General features: G+C 37.8%; 19 protein-coding genes. 4 read left to right on the forward strand and 15 right to left on the reverse strand.

Features of this window, described 5'->3' with window-relative positions:
- Position 1: 1 nt before the first annotated feature.
- From CGC47_RS04930 to nrfH, 15 genes are all read right to left on the reverse strand, one after another.
- Entirely contained in the window at positions 2–514 is a 513-nt protein-coding gene (locus tag CGC47_RS04930) for a gamma carbonic anhydrase family protein (RefSeq protein ID WP_042001996.1), read from the reverse strand.
- A gap of 403 nt (positions 515–917) precedes the next feature.
- Entirely contained in the window at positions 918–1,166 is a 249-nt protein-coding gene (locus CGC47_RS04935) for a hypothetical protein (RefSeq protein WP_042001993.1), read from the reverse strand.
- A gap of 37 nt (positions 1,167–1,203) precedes the next feature.
- Positions 1,204–2,205 carry an SPFH domain-containing protein gene (locus CGC47_RS04940; protein ID WP_042001989.1) on the reverse strand — a complete coding sequence of 334 codons (1,002 nt, stop codon included), beginning with the start codon at positions 2,203–2,205 and terminating at the stop codon, positions 1,204–1,206.
- A gap of 12 nt (positions 2,206–2,217) precedes the next feature.
- Positions 2,218–3,513 carry a hypothetical protein gene (locus CGC47_RS04945; protein ID WP_082025350.1) on the reverse strand — a complete coding sequence of 432 codons (1,296 nt, stop codon included), beginning with the start codon at positions 3,511–3,513 and terminating at the stop codon, positions 2,218–2,220.
- A 176-nt stretch (positions 3,514–3,689) separates the two neighbouring features.
- On the reverse strand, positions 3,690–4,976 hold the full coding sequence (gene hemL, locus CGC47_RS04950; protein ID WP_095900076.1) for a glutamate-1-semialdehyde 2,1-aminomutase: 1,287 nt from the start codon (positions 4,974–4,976) through the stop codon (positions 3,690–3,692).
- Between the two features lie 11 nt (positions 4,977–4,987).
- Positions 4,988–5,305, reverse strand: coding sequence for a DUF6787 family protein (locus CGC47_RS04955; protein WP_042001982.1), 318 nt, complete (start codon positions 5,303–5,305; stop codon positions 4,988–4,990).
- A 50-nt stretch (positions 5,306–5,355) separates the two neighbouring features.
- Entirely contained in the window at positions 5,356–6,366 is a 1,011-nt protein-coding gene (locus CGC47_RS04960) for a PTS transporter subunit IIC (protein ID WP_013997953.1), read from the reverse strand.
- Between the two features lie 14 nt (positions 6,367–6,380).
- The gene (gene lipB / locus CGC47_RS04965; RefSeq protein WP_013997954.1) at positions 6,381–7,079 is read right to left on the reverse strand and encodes a lipoyl(octanoyl) transferase LipB; all 699 of its coding nucleotides are present in this window, start codon (positions 7,077–7,079) and stop codon (positions 6,381–6,383) included.
- Positions 7,080–7,094: 15 nt separating this feature from the next.
- Complete coding sequence (ypfJ, locus tag CGC47_RS04970; protein WP_042001977.1) at positions 7,095–7,955, reverse strand: KPN_02809 family neutral zinc metallopeptidase; 861 nt, start codon at positions 7,953–7,955, stop codon at positions 7,095–7,097.
- A 41-nt stretch (positions 7,956–7,996) separates the two neighbouring features.
- Complete coding sequence (gene rnpA / locus CGC47_RS04975; protein WP_013997956.1) at positions 7,997–8,383, reverse strand: ribonuclease P protein component; 387 nt, start codon at positions 8,381–8,383, stop codon at positions 7,997–7,999.
- Positions 8,370–10,241 (reverse strand): M1 family metallopeptidase, encoded by a 1,872-nt coding sequence (locus CGC47_RS04980; protein ID WP_095900077.1) that lies wholly within the window; start codon positions 10,239–10,241, stop codon positions 8,370–8,372. The genes rnpA and CGC47_RS04980 overlap by 14 nt, the downstream gene beginning before the upstream one ends.
- Before the next feature lie 206 nt (positions 10,242–10,447).
- A complete protein-coding gene (ccsA, locus tag CGC47_RS04985; RefSeq protein ID WP_042001972.1) occupies positions 10,448–11,242 on the reverse strand; it encodes a cytochrome c biogenesis protein CcsA in 795 nt (264 codons plus the stop codon).
- A gap of 2 nt (positions 11,243–11,244) precedes the next feature.
- Positions 11,245–12,471, reverse strand: coding sequence for a cytochrome c biogenesis protein ResB (locus tag CGC47_RS04990; protein WP_042001970.1), 1,227 nt, complete (start codon positions 12,469–12,471; stop codon positions 11,245–11,247).
- A 98-nt stretch (positions 12,472–12,569) separates the two neighbouring features.
- Positions 12,570–14,036 (reverse strand): ammonia-forming cytochrome c nitrite reductase, encoded by a 1,467-nt coding sequence (gene nrfA / locus CGC47_RS04995; protein ID WP_041992615.1) that lies wholly within the window; start codon positions 14,034–14,036, stop codon positions 12,570–12,572.
- 51 nt (positions 14,037–14,087) lie between these two features.
- Positions 14,088–14,690 carry a cytochrome c nitrite reductase small subunit gene (nrfH, locus tag CGC47_RS05000; protein WP_013997961.1) on the reverse strand — a complete coding sequence of 201 codons (603 nt, stop codon included), beginning with the start codon at positions 14,688–14,690 and terminating at the stop codon, positions 14,088–14,090.
- A 193-nt stretch (positions 14,691–14,883) separates the two neighbouring features.
- Here nrfH and CGC47_RS05005 point away from each other — a divergent pair, with 193 nt between their 5' ends.
- The 4 genes from CGC47_RS05005 (at position 14,884) to CGC47_RS05020 (ending at position 19,073) form a co-directional block, all read left to right on the forward strand.
- Positions 14,884–16,203 carry an alginate export family protein gene (locus CGC47_RS05005; protein ID WP_042001967.1) on the forward strand — a complete coding sequence of 440 codons (1,320 nt, stop codon included), beginning with the start codon at positions 14,884–14,886 and terminating at the stop codon, positions 16,201–16,203.
- 211 nt (positions 16,204–16,414) lie between these two features.
- Positions 16,415–16,966, forward strand: a complete 552-nt coding sequence (locus CGC47_RS05010) for a YceD family protein (protein WP_042002122.1) — start codon at positions 16,415–16,417, stop codon at positions 16,964–16,966.
- Between the two features lie 2 nt (positions 16,967–16,968).
- A complete protein-coding gene (rpmF, locus tag CGC47_RS05015; RefSeq protein ID WP_013997964.1) occupies positions 16,969–17,169 on the forward strand; it encodes a 50S ribosomal protein L32 in 201 nt (66 codons plus the stop codon).
- 146 nt (positions 17,170–17,315) lie between these two features.
- Positions 17,316–19,073: a 1-deoxy-D-xylulose-5-phosphate synthase gene (locus CGC47_RS05020; RefSeq protein WP_042001964.1), complete on the forward strand. Its 1,758-nt coding sequence runs from the start codon at positions 17,316–17,318 to the stop codon at positions 19,071–19,073.
- The last annotated feature ends 4 nt before the right edge of the window (positions 19,074–19,077 follow it).

Here is a 19,077-nt window from a genome sequence, read left to right on the forward strand (position 1 = left end):
TCTATAATTCTTCAATCCAAGAAGCGTACTTCACGTAATTATCAGCGGTTTGAGATATTATTTTTATTTGCTCTTCCGACATTTCTTTTACTTTTTTAGCAGGCACTCCTGCATATATGCTTCCTGCCTGAACGTGCGTATGTTGCGTGAGTACAGCTCCTGCGGCTATGATGCTGTTGCTTTCCACAATACAACCATCCATCACGATGCTTCCCATTCCTATCAAAACATTATCACCTATGGTACAACCGTGTACAATGGCGTTATGCCCTATTGAGACATTATCGCCTATGGTGGTAGCATATTTTTGGTAAGTAGCGTGAATTACAGCACCATCTTGTATGTTCACTTTGTTGCCTATACGAATGGAATTTACATCGCCACGGATTACCGCATTATACCAAAGGGTACACTGGCTACCCAAAACCACATCGCCCGTAATAACAGAATTTTCAGCAAAGTAACAATCCTCTCCAAAGGTAGGAATTTTGCCTTTTATTTTTTTTAATATCATAACTTCACTGTAAAATATTGATTTTTAATATTTCATCTTATCAAAATTATTGCATATTCTTTAAAATTAGATTAATCAGGAAATTCTGCATCTAATAAAAAAGCCAAAAACAGAAAAAACCAAGGCAAAAGCAAAAGAAACAACATCAAGAGCCAAAAAATAATCACATACTTTTTTCGTTTGCTCACCAGCCAAATAATTATACTCCCGATGATTGTCAAAAAAATTATACTCCCAATATATCCCACATTTTTCTATTTATAATCAATAACTTATTGCTTTACAAATTTGACGCATATACAGAGAAATAATCCCTCTAAAAACCCTTTTTCAGCAAAAATAAACTTACCTTCCACTAAACCACATCTTATGAGTATAAAAATAAATCTCTTAGTTTTTATATTTACTTTTTATTTTTCGGTTGTGCGATTCCATTGTGGTTTTTGTTGTAACCTTTCGCGTGATCTTTGAAGAAAAACGGCACCAAAATCAATAGTAAAACCGATACCCCTCCTACAATCATCACGGTAATAGCTCCTTTTTTAAGCTCTTCGGGCGTGATTAAGGTGTCATATTCCCACAAATCGGCTAAAAAATAAGCCCCAACTGACAAGATAATCAGTACAATGATAATTCCTATAACGTATTTCATTTTTTTAAATTTAAAAAGTGACGTAAAATTTCACAAACTACATTTTTCTTAAAATTTCTTGTTTTTTAAGTTCAAAATCTTCCGCCGTGATGATGTTTTCATCAAGTAAGATTTTGAGTTTGCGAAGCTGTTCGGCGGCATCGGCACTTCCTTTGGCAAGCATCGAATCGGTTTGTTCGTTGAATTTTTTACCGATTTCCATACCCACGCCAAATTGAAGCCCTGCCCCGGCAAGTCCGCCCTCATTACGAGCTGCATCACGTAAAGCACGAAGTTTTTCCAATTCCACATAATCAAGCCCTGCTTCTTTGGCAGCTTGTACATCGGCACTGATATCGGCAACACGACCGATACGCTCTTGAGTAGCCTCGTCAAATTGCGTTCCTACGATACGAAAATCGGTAAGTTCGAGCCCCAAATCTTGGTATTCACTATTGATTTCACGCTTGATTTCTTGAGCGATGTCGTGAATTTTACCGTCTATTTCAATGTAGGAATATTTTTTTTCGTGAATGTTTTGGGCAATAAGCTGTGGAATACGCTCGGCAATCGTTTTGCTCATCGCTTCTGCTTCAAATTCATCGGTTTCGCCAATAATTTCGGTATAAAAATACTTAGGATTGGCAATTCTGTACGAAAAATTTCCGTTTAGCCCCAATTCCACAGGGATTTTATAAGTGCTGTCGATGAATTTAATGGGACTTGGCGTTCCCCAACGCTGACCCAGAATCTGAGCTTTGCGGAAGAAATAAATTTTAAGTTTATGCTCACTGTCAAAATTCTGACGCAGATTAACAAGCGTAGTGATAAACGGATGGTTATCGGTTTTAAGATTATAAATGCCTTCCTCTTCGATGATTTCCACCAATTTACCTTCATACACCAAAGCACAACCCTGCGAGGGAGCGACAATGAGTTTAGAAGCGTTGATGATTTCATCGCGTTTTGACGGATATTTCCACCAAATCACATTGGCTTTAGGATTTTTCCACTCAATGACAGCGGAAAGCTGATTGCTGAAAATGTTAAGTATGCTCATAATAATTTGATTTTACCTTTGTGTTAATTTTTCTCTAAGTTCAAGTTTCTCTAATTTTCCGTTCTTTGTATTTAGCAAGAAAATATCGCGGAGTGTTATTAAATAACCATCTTTTGTTTTAGCAACAAAGTCATCTCTCACATAGTGCATATTTTTATGACTTTGTAAGCTAAGTTTCACCTCACCTGTTTGGGCATCAAGCACTTGGAAAAAGTACGGACTGCTTTCTGCCAATTCGTGTTTGAAATGGATAAGCACCTCATTATCATCATAATGGAACACTTCGGGTACAAAATATATTCTATTGGGCGTAAAATTTTTGTACTCAACGATGCGCGATTCTTTTTGGAAAGTTTCTAACTCAACTCTTTGTTCCGAAAGGTTGTAATTCCAACGCATCATCAATTCTCTATAAGGGTATCCTATTTGCGATTGTGTTTTTACTTTGAAAAGTTCGGGAAATTTATCGGTCATTTTTTCAGAAAAACCAACTCCTTTCTTGGTAAAAACAAATTTCGTAACCCCTTGTGGTGCAATCGGATTTTGGGCAATCAGCTGATCTATTTCTTTATAATTTCCATAAACCACTGCCTTATTGAGCTTGGGATAATAATAATACCCCTGTCCTAAATTATTGGTTATTTTGAGCGTGTTTTCATAAGCAACAGCCAACTCTACCCCGGCAAATCCTTTTTCAAATTCAGCCAATCCGATACTTTGTGGTGTTACTTCGTTGATACTTAATGTTTTTTCATCTAATAAAAACAGCCGATTTTTATTGATGATGATATAGGTTTTGCCTTCGTCCATTTTTTTATAAGAAACATCATCAACTTTTTCTATATCAATCGGTACGGCGGCAATTTCTTTAAATGTTTGGGCGTGAAAAAAGCCAAAAGTAGGCTTATAAACTTCGTTAGGATAATTCCCTGAAACAATGTCGCCCACCACGATGGCAATGGGTTCGCCATCTTTATTGCTCGTGGGGATAATTTGTTCAATGTCCCAATAGGGCTTATTTTCCTGAATAGCAGACGGAGAGTATGTTGTTCTCGAAGGAAGTAATGAAATGACCATCATCATCAGAAAAAACACGGCTATCCCAAGCCCTAAAAATTTGAGTGCTTTTAGATGTTTTGCGGAAAGCTGAGGCGTATCATAAGTATGCCGATGGTGGATGTTAATATCATCATTATCAATAAAAAACTCTGATTGACAGCTGTTACAGCGGTAATAGTCGGTTTTGGTTTCGGTCGCTTGTGTGCTGCCACATTGCGGACATTTAATGGGTTTGATTCGTTTTGCCATTTGTGGAATTTGATTTACGAACCACAAATATAGTTTTTTTATAATAAGTTACAAATGAAAGAAATAAAATTGCACTTACTTGTACAATCTAAGACCTGTTTTGCAAAACAACCAAAAAAATAAGAGTGAGCAACTTACAAAAAGCCCACTCTTTCAATTATTTAGAAAAAAAATCGCTACAACTTTTTGGCTACACGTTCCAAGGCTGCTATGGTTTCGTCCAAATCCGCATAAGAAAGGGCATCATTCAAAAAGTAACTTTCAAAGGCGCTTGGTGGTAAATAAATACCTTCGGCAAGCATTTCGTGGAAGTATTTTCTAAAGCGTTCATTATTCCCTTGAGCCGACGAGGTAAAATCAGTCACAGGGTTTTCAGTGAAATGAACTGAAATCATCGACCCGAATCGATTGATTTGATGTGGAATCCCTGCTTTTGAAAGTACATTTTCAAATCCTAAATGCAAATGTTCGGTTTTCTGTTGTAAACTTTCAAAAATTTCAGAGTGATTGTTCAACTCGGTAAGCATTGCCAAACCAGCACTCATAGCAAGTGGATTTCCGCTTAAAGTTCCTGCTTGATAAACAGGTCCTTCTGGAGCCAAAAATTGCATAATCTCGTTTCGTGCAGCAAAAGCCCCAACAGGAAGCCCTCCTCCGATAACCTTTCCGAAAGTTACAATATCAGCATCAACTCCAAAAACCTCTTGAGCTCCTCCTTTTGCTAAACGGAAACCCGTCATTACCTCATCAAAAATCAATAATGCACCGTGCTCAGTACATAGTTTTCTTAAACCCTCTAAAAATCCGTTTTTAGGAGGAATACACCCCATATTTCCAGCTACGGGTTCGATAATAACTGCTGCAATTTCGGAAGGATTCGCTAAAAACAAACGAGTTACCGACTCTAAATCATTATAATTTGCCAAAAGCGTATCTTTGGCTGTGCCTTGGGTAACTCCTGGACTATTAGGACTACCAAAAGTAGTCGCTCCGCTACCGGCTTCTATCAAAAAAGAATCGGAATGCCCGTGATAACACCCCGCAAACTTAATGATTTTATTACGAGAAGTATATCCACGAGCCAAGCGAATAGCGCTCATACAAGCTTCAGTACCACTATTTACAAAGCGAATTTTGTCAATATTAGGCACCATTGAAACAGCAAGTTCGGCAATTTGAATTTCAATTTCGGTAGGAATACCAAAAGAGGTGCCTTTTTGTGCCTTTTGAACGATGGCATCAATGACAGGCTTGTAGGCGTGTCCGAATATCATAGGTCCCCAAGAGGCAATGTAATCAATAAGTTTTCGCCCGTCTTCATCAAAAAGATACGCCCCACGGGCTTCTTTAACAAAAATGGGCGTCCTACCAACAGCATTAAATGCTCGAACCGGAGAGTTTACCCCACCAGGTAATACTTTTTGAGCTTGAGCAAAAAGCTCACTACTTCTTTTGTATATCATAATTGTATTTTTTAAGGTTGTCTTTTGACGGTTTTCTTCGTTTTCTGACCAATGCGAAACATTCGCTTTTCAAACTCCCAAAAGAAACGAAACTGCCCGAAAACAGCCCCTACTATCAGTAGAATAACCTGATAAATAGGTAGGATAATTATCAAACGAATAATCCAGTATAACATGGGGTGAAACGTATGGGGGTATATATTCAAATAGTCACAAATGGGTTTGCCCAATTTAGCTGATACAGAGCCCGTAATGGCGAAAACCAGCAAAATAATCACTACCTGCCGATTTGAGGTAACGTTCCAACGCTTCTTGAGTTTTTCAAACATTTTTTATTTTTTTACAGATGCTAAAGAGCAAAGGTAACCAAAAAAGTATTTTAATGGAAAGATATTTTTAAATCGCCTGATTTTATCCAACCCTTTCTACGAAAAAAATAACCCAATCCCCCACAAAGTATTGCCGGGAGTGCAAAATGCAACAACAAAATAGCTATTAAAACGTTAGCACTATCCCCCATAGCTTCAAAAGTACCTATCTGCCCCACTAAACCGCTAGTACCCATACCTGCCCCTGAGGGTATGTTTTGCATTTTGAATACCAATATTGCAAGTGGTCCGAGCATAGCACTAACCATAATGGGCGGAAGCCATATTTTCGGATTTTTGATAATGTTCGGCATTTGTAACATACTAGTTCCTAAACCCATACTTAAAAGCCCTGCCATTTTATTTTCACGATAACTCATAACCGCAAAACCAATCATTTGCGTACAACACCCAACAGTGGCCGCTCCAGCTGCCAATCCGCTTAATGACAGCGAAATTGCAATAGCCGCACTTGAAATGGGCAAGGTAAGTAGCATTCCCATAACTACCGATAGTATCACTCCCATTAAAAACGGATGCAATTCCACAGCCCAACCTATAAAATTTCCTACTTCCGTCATTGCGTAAGCGATGTGCACCCCAGTAAACTGAGCAATAGCTATACCAACACTTACAGTAACTACAGGGGTAATTACAATGTCTATCGGTGTGGTCTTATGTACTAATTTACCTATTTCAGTAGCCAAAAGCACCGAAACGAAACAACCTACAGGTCCGCCCAAGGCTGCTGCTGAAATACCTACTACAGCAGAAGCTGCTAGAACCAAAAGTGGCGATTTCAAAGCATAAGCCACGCAAACACCAATGGCTGCTCCCATAGCTTGTTGAGCTTGTTGTCCAATTTCTTTTAGCCAATCCCACTCCAGCCATTGCCCTACATTACGCAATATGAGTCCAGTAATTAACGAGGCAAACAGCCCTAAAGCCATCGCATTGAGCGCTTCTATACCGTAACGTTTTAAACTGATTTCGATATTTTTACGCTGTAAAAAATCTTTCATCTTGCTGATTTCATTTAAATAAAATCGGCTTCAAATAATTGAGCAAAATATTTTTTGATTTTGTCTTTCACCTCTTGTAAAGGCACTTCGCTCCTACCCAATTCCACATTGAGCGAGGTCACAGCTTTTCCACGTATTCCACAAGGAATGATATTGTCAAAGTACCCTAAATCAGCATTGACATTCAGTGCAAAACCGTGCATTGTAACCCAACGTGAGGAACGTACGCCCATAGCACAAATTTTTCGAGCAAAGGGCGTTCCTACATCAATCCAAACCCCTGTTTCGCCTTCACTTCGTGTGGCGGAAATACCGTATTCTTTAAGAGTTAATATGATGGTTTCTTCCAAAAGACGAAGGTATTTATGTATATCGGTAAAAAAATTATCCAAATCTAAAATTGGATAGCCTACAATCTGCCCCGGCCCGTGATAAGTGATATCTCCACCACGATTGATTTTATAAAAGGAAGCCCCTTTTGTTGCTAAGGTTTTTTCATCTACCAAAAGATTTGAAATATCACCACTTTTACCTAAAGTATATACGTGAGGATGCTCAACAAACAGGAAATGATTTTCGGTAGGATTCTGTGCATTATCTTTACGATTTTGATGTTTTGTCTGTAAAATAGATTGGAAGATTTCTTCCTGCAAATCCCAAGTTTCTTTATAATCTTTCTTACCTAAATCTTTAAAAATGATGCTTTTGTTCATTTTAAAAACCTATATTTAGTTGAGAATTTCTTTAAAAGTGTCTCCTTGACGGATATCTCCCGTTTTAAAGCCTCTCATAAACCATTCGATGCGCTGTTTTGAGGTTCCGTGTGTGAAGCTGTCGGGTTGTACGTGTCCTTGCATACGCCTTTGTATGGCATCATCACCTACGGCACTTGCAGCGCTAATAGCTTCTTCAATGTCCCCCTCATCCAGATACTTTTGATTGTGATGCGCCCAAACCCCTGCATAGAAATCGGCTTGTAGCTCTTGAGCAACTGAAAGTTTGTTTGCATAAGCCTTACTTTTGCCTTGTTGTGCCTGACGCACCTTTTGCGAAGTACCTAAAAGCGTCTGTACGTGATGCCCTACCTCGTGAGCCATTACGTAAGCAATGGCAAAATCGCCACCCTTAGCTCCGAAACGCGAACGTAATTCCTCAAAAAAGCTCATATCCATATAAAGCTTATAATCAGCAGGACAATAAAACGGACCTGTTGCTGCCGTAGCTCTTCCGCACCCCGAATCTACCACATCGTTAAACAATACTAACGATGGTTTTTTGTAAGTCCCCAAATTGTTTTGGGCAAAAATCTTTTCCCAAACATCTTCAGTGTCCGCTAAAACAGTGGAAACAAATTCCTTAATTTGAATTTCTTCAGCGGTGAGTTCTCGAGAGCGCTCTGTAGGCGCTTTACCTTGTTGGTTAAACTGCTCAAGTACAGGTGCTAGATTTTGCCCCGTTTCACCTCCGAAAAGTTGCAAAAGCAAAATTACCACCCCTATGAGTCCTCCTCCTGCAATTACTTTACCGCCTGTGCCCATACCTCTGCGGTCTTCTACATTACCACTTTGCCTACGTCCTTGCCATTTCATAGTTTTATTTTTTTAATATGATGATACAAAAATACATACTTTTAACTAACCTCTTGTATAAATTTTTCAAAGCAAGCCTTCATTCTTTCTGAAACAAATTTAAAATCAGGCATTTCTCGTCCTTGAAAAATAAAAGCAAACCCATATTTATCAGGAATTTGTTCCAAAATCTGTTTCTGCAAACGATAATTTTCACGCATAAGCCTTTTGATGCGATTACGATGAACCGCTTTTTTGAAGTTGCGTTTAGGTACACTCATTAACACCTTAAAATGAACTTCTTGCTCAAAATCATTCATTGAGCAATACACCAACGTAAGGGGAAAGAGTTGTATCTTTTTCCCTTGAGTAAATAATCTTTCGATTTGTTTACGGCTACAGATTTTTTCGGATTTGGGGAAGCCAAATGCTTTATCAGTTGTTTTCAAATACGTTGTTTTTCTTGTTGATGTCCACAGTAACATTGTTAGGGTCAATAACAATGGTTTGTATGTCTTTCAGTGGCATTTCTACCTCAAAGGTGTAGGTAGGATGTGCCCACCCCCAAGCAGGGAAAGTTTTCTGCGGATAGTTTTTATACGGATTTTCTTTTTCACCGAATTGCATACGTAACGGAATGTAACAGTAGGTTTTGCTTGCGTCTTTGCCGATAACAAACAAATCTATGGGTAAAGGGAGTCGCCCGATGCGTTTAAGCGTAATTTGTGTTTTATTTCCGTTTGCAACTACTTTATCTATGGCATAATCCGCAGTATGCGTTGTTTCGATAAATTCATTTAAGAACCACCCCAGTTGTAAGCCCGAAACTTTTTCAGCCGTACGAATAAAATCAATCGGGTGAGGATTTTTAAAAGCAAAATCAGTATAAAATTGCTGTAATGTTTTCATCAAATTAGACTCTCCGATGATATACCCAATTTGCGTAAGAAACAACAAGCCTTTACTATAAGCCATTACCGAATACGGAAAATTCCGATGATAACGATCGGCGTGTGTAGTAGCAGGTTCTTCCAACCCTGAATTTACCAAACTAAAATAGCTTCGATAAGCCCCTTGAAAAAGATTTTTTTGTGAATCAGGATACACCACCGTGTGCATTGCCAAATCTTCTATGAATGAGGTAAATCCTTCATCCATCCAAGCATAGGAAGCCTCATCAGTAGCCAAAAGGTGTTGAAACCACGCGTGTGCCAATTCGTGAATAGAAGTTCCTAAAAGGCTATTGTAATGCTCTCCCCCTGCGACCAAAGTACACATTGCATACTCCATACCGCCATCGCCTCCTTGAATGAAAGAATATTGTTTCCAAGGATACTCACCCACGATTTTATTGAAGTATGCGAAGGTTTTGACTAGTTCGGGTTGCATCTTTTTCCAATTACTTTCGTGAGATTTATAAAGAAAATGGAACGTTTTATCATCAGCCAATTTTATCTTATCGTGTTTAAAGTGTGGGTCAGCCGCCCAAGTAAAGTCGTGAACCTTAGGAGCTAAAAAATGCCACGTTTTTGTTTTTCCTTTTTGGACAGTTACTTTAACACCTTCATCTTGATAACCAAAGCCAATTTCGTTGGCATTTTGCAAATAGCCTGTTGCTCCTAAAATGTAATTTTTATCAATGGTAATTTTAACATCAAAATTTCCCCAAACACCATAAAATTCACGTCCGATGTACTCATTCGGATGCCACCCTCGATAATCATAAGCTGCTATTTTAGGATACCATTGCGCCATAGAAAGTGCAACTGCGTCTTGGCTGTTTCGTCCAGTTCGGCGAATCATTACTGGAATTTGAGCCTCATATTCCATCTCAAAAACAGTGCTGGTTTTGGGTAAAATAGGTTGATTTAAGGTAACTTTTAGTATTGTTCCTTCCGTTTGATGTTTTACCGAGATACCATCTTGCTGTAATGTTTTTATTTTAATGTACCCAACCTCAGAAGGAGTAAGTTTAGCAATACGGCTCTCGTATTTTGGCGATTCTTTACTCCCGATATTATTAGTCATTCTACGATCTGGGTCAGCTATCGTTTGCAGACGAGCGTCCATTTCACTCCCAGGTTGAAAAGCATTATAATACAAATGGTAAAACACCACTTTTAAAATATCTGGCGAATTATTCGTGTAAGTAAGTTTTTGTTTGCCTTTGTACTGATATTTTTTGACATTTACGTCAATTTCCATAACATAATCAGCCTGTTGTTGCCAGTAAGATGCGTTTTGAGAAAAACTGGCGTGAACTACTAGAAAAAACAGCCATAGAATAGCAGATTTCATATTTCTCATATCTCAAAAATAATCACTTTATTTGGGCAAATATACACAATTCATTTTTTATTGAATCAATACAAATTCAAGATTCTAATTTTTTGATTTCCCATTCTTAGATAAAGAAAAAATTGCTCATTTTCTGAGAAATCAATACCTTCAATTTGATAAAGAAATGAAAAAATGAGCAACTTATTTTTTGCAGAGGTTGATTTCACTAAAAACTACCCCGAGTACGTATGCACACTCATTTGGGCGGTAGGCAAGTAATTGACTCCAAACCAACAGACTAACAATAACAAAAATGCAATTATTACAATCAGAAAACTGTTAAAAGGCTGTTTTTCTTTATGTTTGTATTTGTAGTGAATATACACCAAATAAGCAAGCCAAGTAATGAAAGCCCACGTTTCTTTTGGATCCCACGTCCAATAATGCCCCCAAGCTTCTTTTGCCCACAAAGCCCCAAAAAGCAAACCGAAGGTCAGAAAAACATAACCAATTTTTATCAATTGGTCAGTTACTGCAATAGCATTTTGGGTATCTTTTTGTTTTTTACAAAGATAAATTCCATAAACCGCAGTAAGCGAAGCCATTCCGAGCATCGCATAAGCAAAAATATACACAATTACGTGCGGAATAAACCAAACACTTTGCAATGCCGGCATCAAGGTTTTGTTCATTGTATCCGGACGGAAAAACGTTACCAGCATAAACACAATACCCATCAAAGCCGAGTAATTCAACATCCATTTTTGGCGATACAACAAATATATCGAAAAACCAATCAACCCCATAAAAAAGGCATACCAAATGCGTGTTTCAGCCAAAGTCCTCAACGGCGGACGATCAAGTTCTATCCATAACTTTGTTATAAATACTCCAATAATTAGAGTTGACAAAAGATGAAGTGATAAACTTAACTTTCTGTACATCTGATTTTTAGAATAGATAAGAATTCCTGAAGCTATCCATAAAACCAAAATCGCTAATGTTATATAATTAAAATACTGCCACATAATTATCTTCTATTTACAAATAAAAACGCTATTCCTCCTGCCATCAAAATAAAAATCCCGGTGTAAACTACAGGTAACCAAGGATCTAAAATAAGTTCAACAACACTAAGTTCCGACCAACGCCCCATACGCTCATCATAACTCACCTGATACACCTTCCAACCATCAACTTTTATAGGATGATTAACTTCAATTTTTTCATTGCGAACTTCTTCAGTATCTTTTTGATAAATAGACACTTCCGACTGAAACTTACGAGCTTCGGCAGGAGCCATCACTAACGTATGTTCGGCATCAAGTTGAATGGTTCGTGGTGGCAGCTGAAAATTTCCTGCCGAAATCCATTCCTGCTTTTTTTCTCCAGTTTTCAGATTTTCAACCGTAACAAAAGCTGCATTTGTTGCTCCCCACATTCCGTGATTAACGTAAGTGCTATCTGTCTCAGGAACAGCCTTTTCAAAATACTGGTGTTGTGTGATTTTCCAATTGAGAATTTCTCCTTGTGAGCCATCTTTTTCAAGCATAAACCCCATTGGTTTACTCTTCGGAAGTGCATTTCCTGCGGAATCAATCACAAACAATTTATTACGATAAATATCTATGTCAAAGGATTTTAACTCCATCGCAATAGGCAGTTCAATAACATTTCCGTTGTCATCAGTAGCACGCCATTCCACTTTATCTTTGTACAAATCCATTTTAAGACGAACCAAATCGCCTTGCCCTAAAACCCCCGCAAACATTATGAGCCAAAGTCCAAAATGATTCAACAAAAAAGTAATGTTTTTCTTCTGATAAACCATTGAACGTTTGAGGATTGCTAACCATAAATTCGTCAGAGCCATCAAATAAATAAGAGCAAAATACCACGTTTTGGTAATATCGTCCAAGCCCAAATTTAGCCAAAAAGAATTTGCGTGATGCTCCTGCCCAACACTAATGCTTCCAAGCCCAATGGTTAGCACACCAAGTGTTATCACTGTAACAATAGCAAAAGGAGTACTTGAATGCAGATTAATAAAGTTTTTCTTCTTGAAAATAAAGAAGATAGCTGTATTTAGAAAAACAAATACTAATCCGCCTATGATATTTTGTGGAAAACTAAACCAACTCTTCGGGATACTTCCTAAAAAATACTGCAAAATAAATCCCAACAACAGTGATAACAAGGCAATTACTACCGAGTAACGATACTGATTGCTTTTGTGAAATTCTTTATCTAAGTTCATATATTTTCTTCGTTTACATCTATAAAAAAAACCGCTGCAGAATTATTTTTTGTAAACTAAAAACCCTGCAACGGTTGTTATTCTTCTTTACGAAAATATTATTTTTGAGTAACCAAGTTTCCTTTTTCTTTGGCTTCTTTTATCCATTTCGGAACGATGGTTTTCATAAATTGTTTTTTGTTTGCTTCTTCTTTTTCCATATCCAAACCAATGATTGCCTGTGCTTTGGCTTTCGTACTGATGTCTGGCATTTCAAATTTAGCAGTAATTTTAAGTTTGTCTGTTAGCCCGTTCATATCCGATTCGGCTTGCATAGCGTAGAACATACCATCACCCAATACTTTTTGAGACTCAATCGGTGCGTGGAACGCTGCTCCGTGCGATGCTGTGATGAAATCCCAACGCCATTGTGATTTACGGATAAGGTCTAAAATTGGTTTCATTTGCTCCTCAGTGGCTCCATTGTCCCACAAGAATTTAGCTTGGAAGTGTACTTTTGCTAATTGTTTTTCCAAACGATTTCGGAGTGTGAACACATAGTCCTGACGCTCGTAAACGTTTTTGATCAATTCTTCCTCAGGTTGTCTGTGACAAACTTGGCAACTTGCATTTACGTTTCTAAGCGGACTGCTAATATGGTGGTCGGTGTATTTCACACCTCCTTCTGTTTTGTAAGGCATATGACAATCCGAACAAGAAACACCACGTTGAGCGTGAATTCCTAATTGGAAGATTTCATAGTCAGGGTGTTGTGCCTTAAGAATTGGCGTACGGCTCACTTTATGAACAAAGTCTGTCCAACCTACATTATCATAGAATTTCTCAACATCCTCAACTTTTTTTCCGTGATCCCAAGGGAATGTCAAATAATTACTTTCTTTTTTGAAGTAATACTCCACGTGACACTGAGCACATACCAGTGAACGCATTTCCTGATGAGTAGCTTTGGTAATGTCTTTTCCTTGACGATTAAAAGCCTCAACAAGAGCTGGTTGTGTGATAGTCAAATTCATTGTTTTCGGGTCGTGACAGTTAGCACAACCAATAGGATTTACGATTTCACTTCCTAAATCGTCCCAATGTCCTTTATAATAATTTTCAATACCAATTTTGTTCATCATTCGAGGGACATCAGGACTTTTACAAGTCCAACAAGTGCTAGGCTGTGGTGAATGTGTTGAATCGGTTGGAGAACCCGTACGAAGTGTATGAGTAACATCGGCAACGGCGTGCATATGCCCACGAGGAGCCGTGTAATCTTTTGAAAACGCATACCCCGCCCACAAAATCACCATTTCAGGACGTTCAGCCAACAAGTCATCATTATCACTACTCATATATTTGGCTCTGAAAGTAGTATCGGCAGTTTGTAGCCAAGACTGGTACTCACGTTGATAATACTCTCCCCAGATTTCATTTCGAGCTTCAAAATCCTTAATATCAGTATTTGCTCTTGAAATGATTTGTGCTTCGGCTTTTCTTCCCATAATGGAATTAGCAAGCATTCCTAAAAGGAACGTTACAACAGCCAAAATTCCTACGATTAACCAATTTTTCTTTTTCATCGCTAAGTGTATTAATTGTCAGTCAATATTTTATATTTCGTTTCTTTATAATTATTTGCCTTTCTGCTGGTTTTTAACCATATTCTGAAGCCACTCAGGCACAGGTTCTGAAGCGAGAGGCACTCTGGCATTCGGAGCTGAATTCAGCCCACGAACATTTCCGTGAGGCACATCGGTATGGCATTCCCAACAGAGTTTTCCTTGGTCAGCGTGTGCCATTTGAGCTGTAACATTTCCCGTTCCCACCACACTATTTAGCTGGTCGTGACAACGGATACAATTCTCTTGTACCACCATTTGCCCTGGTTTGTGCATCGTGATTACCTGTGGTTCCATACGAAAGGTAAACATCGTTGCGTGTCTTAAACCATCACTTGCCTTAAAATAGTACTTCCTAAAGAAATTATCGTGCGGAACGTGACAATCGTTACACACGGTGTTTCGCCCGTGCGAAGAGTGAAACCACGTGGAATACTCTGGTGCCATAATATGGCAATTCACACAAGCTTTAGGATCATCAGACAGATAGGAATACGCTTTGGATATATAAAAAATATATCCACTAAGCCCAAGTAGTATCCCTACCAAAGAAGGAATTAAGTATCTGAAATACTTATTCTTTTTCACTTGTTTTGTTTTGTTTGTCGTTGCCATTGCTTATAAAAAGATATTTTCATCTTATTGTCGCAAATTTAGATACTTTTTATTACATTTGCAATATGAGATGTTATACTTTTAAAGACAAAATAATATTTTATTATCATTCTAAATAAACAGCATTTAATATGGAATATCAATGTATTAAATTCAGATTTAAACATCGTTGGAACTTAAAATTAACTAAGATATGAGAACACATTTATTTTCAGTACTCGCGTGTGGAGTTTTTGCAACTCTTTGCACGTCTTTGACAAATGCCCAAGAGACAAACAATGAATTTTCACTTTCGGCTCAAGTACGTCCGCGTTTTGAATACCGAAACGGAGCTTATCGTCCTTTACAAGAGGGTGAAGCCCCTGCAATTTTAGTAAACAATCGTACACGATTGAACTTTGATTACAAAAATGAAGATAAGCTACATTTGTACGTTTCTTTACAGAATGTAAACATTTGGGGACAAGCACCTCAAATTCAAGTAAATGACAAAACAGGAGGAGCTTCTATTTTTGAGGCATATGCTTCTTTCCCAATCACTCCGAAATCGAATGCTAAAATCGGGCGACAAATGATTGTTCTGGACGATGACCGAATTTTTGGTTCGCTGGACTGGCATCCTGCAGGACGTAGCCACGATGCTGTGAACTTAAATTGGAAAGCTTCTGACAAATTCTTGCTTCGCACTTTCTTTGCTTTCAATCAAAATTATGCCGATAAAACAATGAACATCAATAGTCCTGCTGTTCAGCATTTTAGCCCGACTAATGCACAACCTTATCAGCATATGGAAACTTTCTACGGATTGTACAACATCTCACAAAGCAATCGTATTTCTTTCTTATTGAGCAACTTAGGTTTCAAAGACGACAACACTTCCGATAAAGTTCACAATATGCAAACTTTTGGATTTCATTACATAGGAGCTATAAACGATTGGAAATACGGACTAACTTCATACTTCCAAACGGGTAAAAATGCGGCAGGAGCCACCAAAAGTGCTTATATGTTTGCTCTGAATGCGGGATATAAATTTTCAGATGTATTTAGCCTATCGGGAGGAATTGACTATTTAAGTGGAAGAAATGCTGATGATACTTCGGGCAAGGATAAGGCTTTCAATCCTTTCTCAGGAACAAATCATAAATTTTACGGATTTATGGACTATTATTACGTTCCAGCGGTAAATCCTTCTGGACTTATCAATCCGTACTTAACCGCTAATTTCCGTACAGGCGAAAAAAGTAACCTTTCTGCAACTTGGCACAATTTTTCATCTGCAGGAACCGTTTATGATAGTAAAGGTAATAAAAAACGCGGTTTGGGTAACGAAATTGATTTGGTCTATACACTTAAAGTACAACCTTATATCGGGCTACAAATGGGATATTCTACCTATTTTACAACCGATGCTTTGAAAACACTTAAAAAAACGCCTAATGCTAGAGGTTATCAAGATTGGTTTTGGTGTAGCCTAAATATCAATCCTAAGATTTTTTCGGCTAAATTCTAAACCTTAATCGAAATTCATTCTTAAAAAAAGTCAAATAATAAACTGATTTATAGATTTATACTTAGGTCAAATACACAAAATTATTTTCAATACTCATTGAATTTTTCCGTGTGTTTGACCTATAATTTTTTCTAAAAATATTTGATATTCAGAATAAAGTAGTATATTTGCACTCCGTTAAAAGCGGAAATCAAAGCTAAACTTGTACATTATGAGGAAGTTAAAAGAATATGACATCTCCTTTGCAGGTTTAAAACAAGGGAAACATACGTTTTCATATCACATTGACAAGAAGTTCTTAGATTTGTTTGATTATGAGGATTTTAATGATGTTCAACAAACGGTAGAAATTATATTAGATAAACATAGTAACTTGTTAGAACTTCATTTTAAAAACCAAGGGACTATTAACGTAAATTGCGACCTTACCAACGAACCCTTTGATATGCCTGTTAGCGGAGAGTGGTTTCTGGTAGTGAAGTTCGGAGAAGAATATAACGATGAAAATGAAGAACTCTTGGTATTGCCTTATGGAGAACACTCCCTTAATGTAGCACAGTATATTTTCGAATATATTGTACTTTCGGCTCCAGCAAAGCGAGTGCATCCGCAGGTAGAGAACGGTACTTTACATACTGATATTTTAGAAAAATTAGAGGAGTTAAGCCCTAAGGAAATTTCAGAAAATGAACAGCAAACGTATGAAAATATTGACCCTAGGTGGAACGAATTAAAAAAATTATTAACGGACAAAGATAAATAAAAATGGCACATCCTAAGAGAAGACAATCGAAAACAAGAAGAGATAAGAGAAGAACACACTACAAAGCTGTAGTTCCTCAAATTGCAAAAGACCCTACTACGGGTGAAAATCACTTGTATCACAGAGCACATTGGCACGAAGGAAAACTTTACTATCGTGGTCAAGTTTTGGTGGACAATACAGAACAAACTACTGAAGCATAAATCTTTTATTGATTTAAAACATAAGGAGAGGCAATTCATTTTTTAGGATTGCCTTTTTTTATTTGAAGCCGTTTTTAACACTAGCTTTTTTGATTTAAAAAATTTCGGATAACCCAAAAATCAGCATATTTACGTAATTTTGCCCAATGTTTACTCTATTGCCACACATAAAAACTCCTGATGACCTGCGGAAATTATCCGTAGAGCAATTACCTATTTTAGCTCAGGAGTTGCGCGAGTTTATCGTTGATGTGGTTTCAGTTAAGGAAGGACATTTAGGAGCAAGTTTAGGAGTGGTTGAACTAACCATTGCCTTGCATTATGTATTTAATACCCCAAAAGACAAGCTAATTTGGGACGTAGGGCATCAGGCATACGGACATAAAATACTTACCTCAAGGCAAAAAGCTTTTCAAACTAACCGCCAACTCAATGGCATCAGTGGTTTTCCAAAGATTGATGAAAGTCCCTATGATGCCTTCGGGACGGGGCACTCCTCCACCTCCATTTCTGCGATTTTAGGAATGGCAATAGCTTCCAAACTTGCTGGCATAGATAGGCAACATATTGCTGTTATTGGCGATGCTTCCATCGTTAGTGGAATGGCTTTTGAGGCAATGAACCACGCAGGAACCACCCAAGCAAATCTACTTATCATCCTCAACGACAACACAATGGGAATAGACCCTTCCGTAGGAGCCCTAAAAGATTACTTCAACCAATTATGGCAAAATAAAAATGATGACTTTTTTAAAACCTTCAATATCAAATATCAAGGTAGTATAGACGGACATAATATCCCGCAGATAATAACCGCTCTTAAACACACCAAAAACATTAAGGGAATTAAGCTATTACATCTAAAAACTACCAAAGGAAAAGGACTTAAAAAAGCAGAAGATGACCAAGTTACGTACCACGCTCCAGGAAAATTCGATAAAATCACAGGAGAACGACACCTTAATTTCAACGAACAACATATTAAATATCAAGATGTTTTCGGAAAGACACTTTTACAACTTTCTGAAAAAAATGAGAAAATTGTGGCAATCACTCCGGCGATGCCCAGTGGAAGTTCTCTTCATTTTATGATGGAAAAATTTCCTGAGCGAACCTTTGATGTGGGTATTGCCGAACAACACGCCGTTACGTTCTCAGCAGGACTGGCTCTTGAAGGCTGTATTCCGTTTTGTGTGATTTACTCTACTTTTTTGCAACGTGCTTACGATCAGATTATTCACGATGTAGCGTTACAAAACATTCCCGTGATTTTTTGCATTGACCGTGCTGGACTTGTAGGAGAAGACGGCGCCACACATCACGGTGTGTTTGATATGGCTTTCCTACGCCCGATACCCAATTTGATTATCGCCTCGCCCAGAAATGCCTCACAACTACGTAATATGCTATATACCGCTCAAAAAGGACTTACTCAACCGATGGCAATTCGCTACCCAAGAGGAGTTTGTGACATTACAGATTGGAATGACTCTTTGGAATTTATTCCGATAGGAAAAGCGATGCAGCTTAAATCGGGGTCTCGATTTGCTGTTTTGAGTATCGGAAGTATTGCTGAAAACACTCAAAAAGCAATCAATTCGCTTGATAACGCATCGGAATTTGCTCATTTCGATATGCGTTTTCTAAAGCCTTTAGATGAAGAAATTCTAAATGATATTTTCCTTAACTATGAATCAATTATAACTGTGGAAGAAGGAAGCGAGATTGGTGGATTAGGTAGTGCAATTATCGAATTCGCTCAAAAAAAATCATACAAAAACAAGATAACAGTAATTGGAATCCCCGATGTCTTTATTGCTCACGGAAGTGTGGAAGATTTAAGGCAAGAAGTCGGTTTGGACTCTCAAGGAATTGCTAAAAAATTAAAAATGCTTTTAAAATAAATAT

It is taken from the genome of Capnocytophaga canimorsus, assembly GCF_002302565.1.
Taxonomy (GTDB): domain Bacteria; phylum Bacteroidota; class Bacteroidia; order Flavobacteriales; family Flavobacteriaceae; genus Capnocytophaga; species Capnocytophaga canimorsus.

Coding starts and splice junctions, on each gene's coding strand:
- CGC47_RS04930 (WP_042001996.1), bottom strand. CDS start 514: ATGATATTAAAAAAAATAAAAGGCAAAATTCCTACCTTTGGAGAGGAT.
- CGC47_RS04935 (WP_042001993.1), bottom strand. CDS start 1,166: ATGAAATACGTTATAGGAATTATCATTGTACTGATTATCTTGTCAGTT.
- CGC47_RS04940 (WP_042001989.1), bottom strand. CDS start 2,205: ATGAGCATACTTAACATTTTCAGCAATCAGCTTTCCGCTGTCATTGAG.
- CGC47_RS04945 (WP_082025350.1), bottom strand. CDS start 3,513: ATGGCAAAACGAATCAAACCCATTAAATGTCCGCAATGTGGCAGCACA.
- hemL (WP_095900076.1), bottom strand. CDS start 4,976: ATGATATACAAAAGAAGTAGTGAGCTTTTTGCTCAAGCTCAAAAAGTA.
- CGC47_RS04955 (WP_042001982.1), bottom strand. CDS start 5,305: ATGTTTGAAAAACTCAAGAAGCGTTGGAACGTTACCTCAAATCGGCAG.
- CGC47_RS04960 (WP_013997953.1), bottom strand. CDS start 6,366: ATGAAAGATTTTTTACAGCGTAAAAATATCGAAATCAGTTTAAAACGT.
- lipB (WP_013997954.1), bottom strand. CDS start 7,079: ATGAACAAAAGCATCATTTTTAAAGATTTAGGTAAGAAAGATTATAAA.
- ypfJ (WP_042001977.1), bottom strand. CDS start 7,955: ATGAAATGGCAAGGACGTAGGCAAAGTGGTAATGTAGAAGACCGCAGA.
- CGC47_RS04980 (WP_095900077.1), bottom strand. CDS start 10,241: ATGAGAAATATGAAATCTGCTATTCTATGGCTGTTTTTTCTAGTAGTT.
- ccsA (WP_042001972.1), bottom strand. CDS start 11,242: ATGTGGCAGTATTTTAATTATATAACATTAGCGATTTTGGTTTTATGG.
- CGC47_RS04990 (WP_042001970.1), bottom strand. CDS start 12,471: ATGAACTTAGATAAAGAATTTCACAAAAGCAATCAGTATCGTTACTCG.
- nrfA (WP_041992615.1), bottom strand. CDS start 14,036: ATGAAAAAGAAAAATTGGTTAATCGTAGGAATTTTGGCTGTTGTAACG.
- nrfH (WP_013997961.1), bottom strand. CDS start 14,690: ATGGCAACGACAAACAAAACAAAACAAGTGAAAAAGAATAAGTATTTC.
- CGC47_RS05005 (WP_042001967.1), top strand. CDS start 14,884: ATGAGAACACATTTATTTTCAGTACTCGCGTGTGGAGTTTTTGCAACT.
- CGC47_RS05010 (WP_042002122.1), top strand. CDS start 16,415: ATGAGGAAGTTAAAAGAATATGACATCTCCTTTGCAGGTTTAAAACAA.
- rpmF (WP_013997964.1), top strand. CDS start 16,969: ATGGCACATCCTAAGAGAAGACAATCGAAAACAAGAAGAGATAAGAGA.
- CGC47_RS05020 (WP_042001964.1), top strand. CDS start 17,316: ATGTTTACTCTATTGCCACACATAAAAACTCCTGATGACCTGCGGAAA.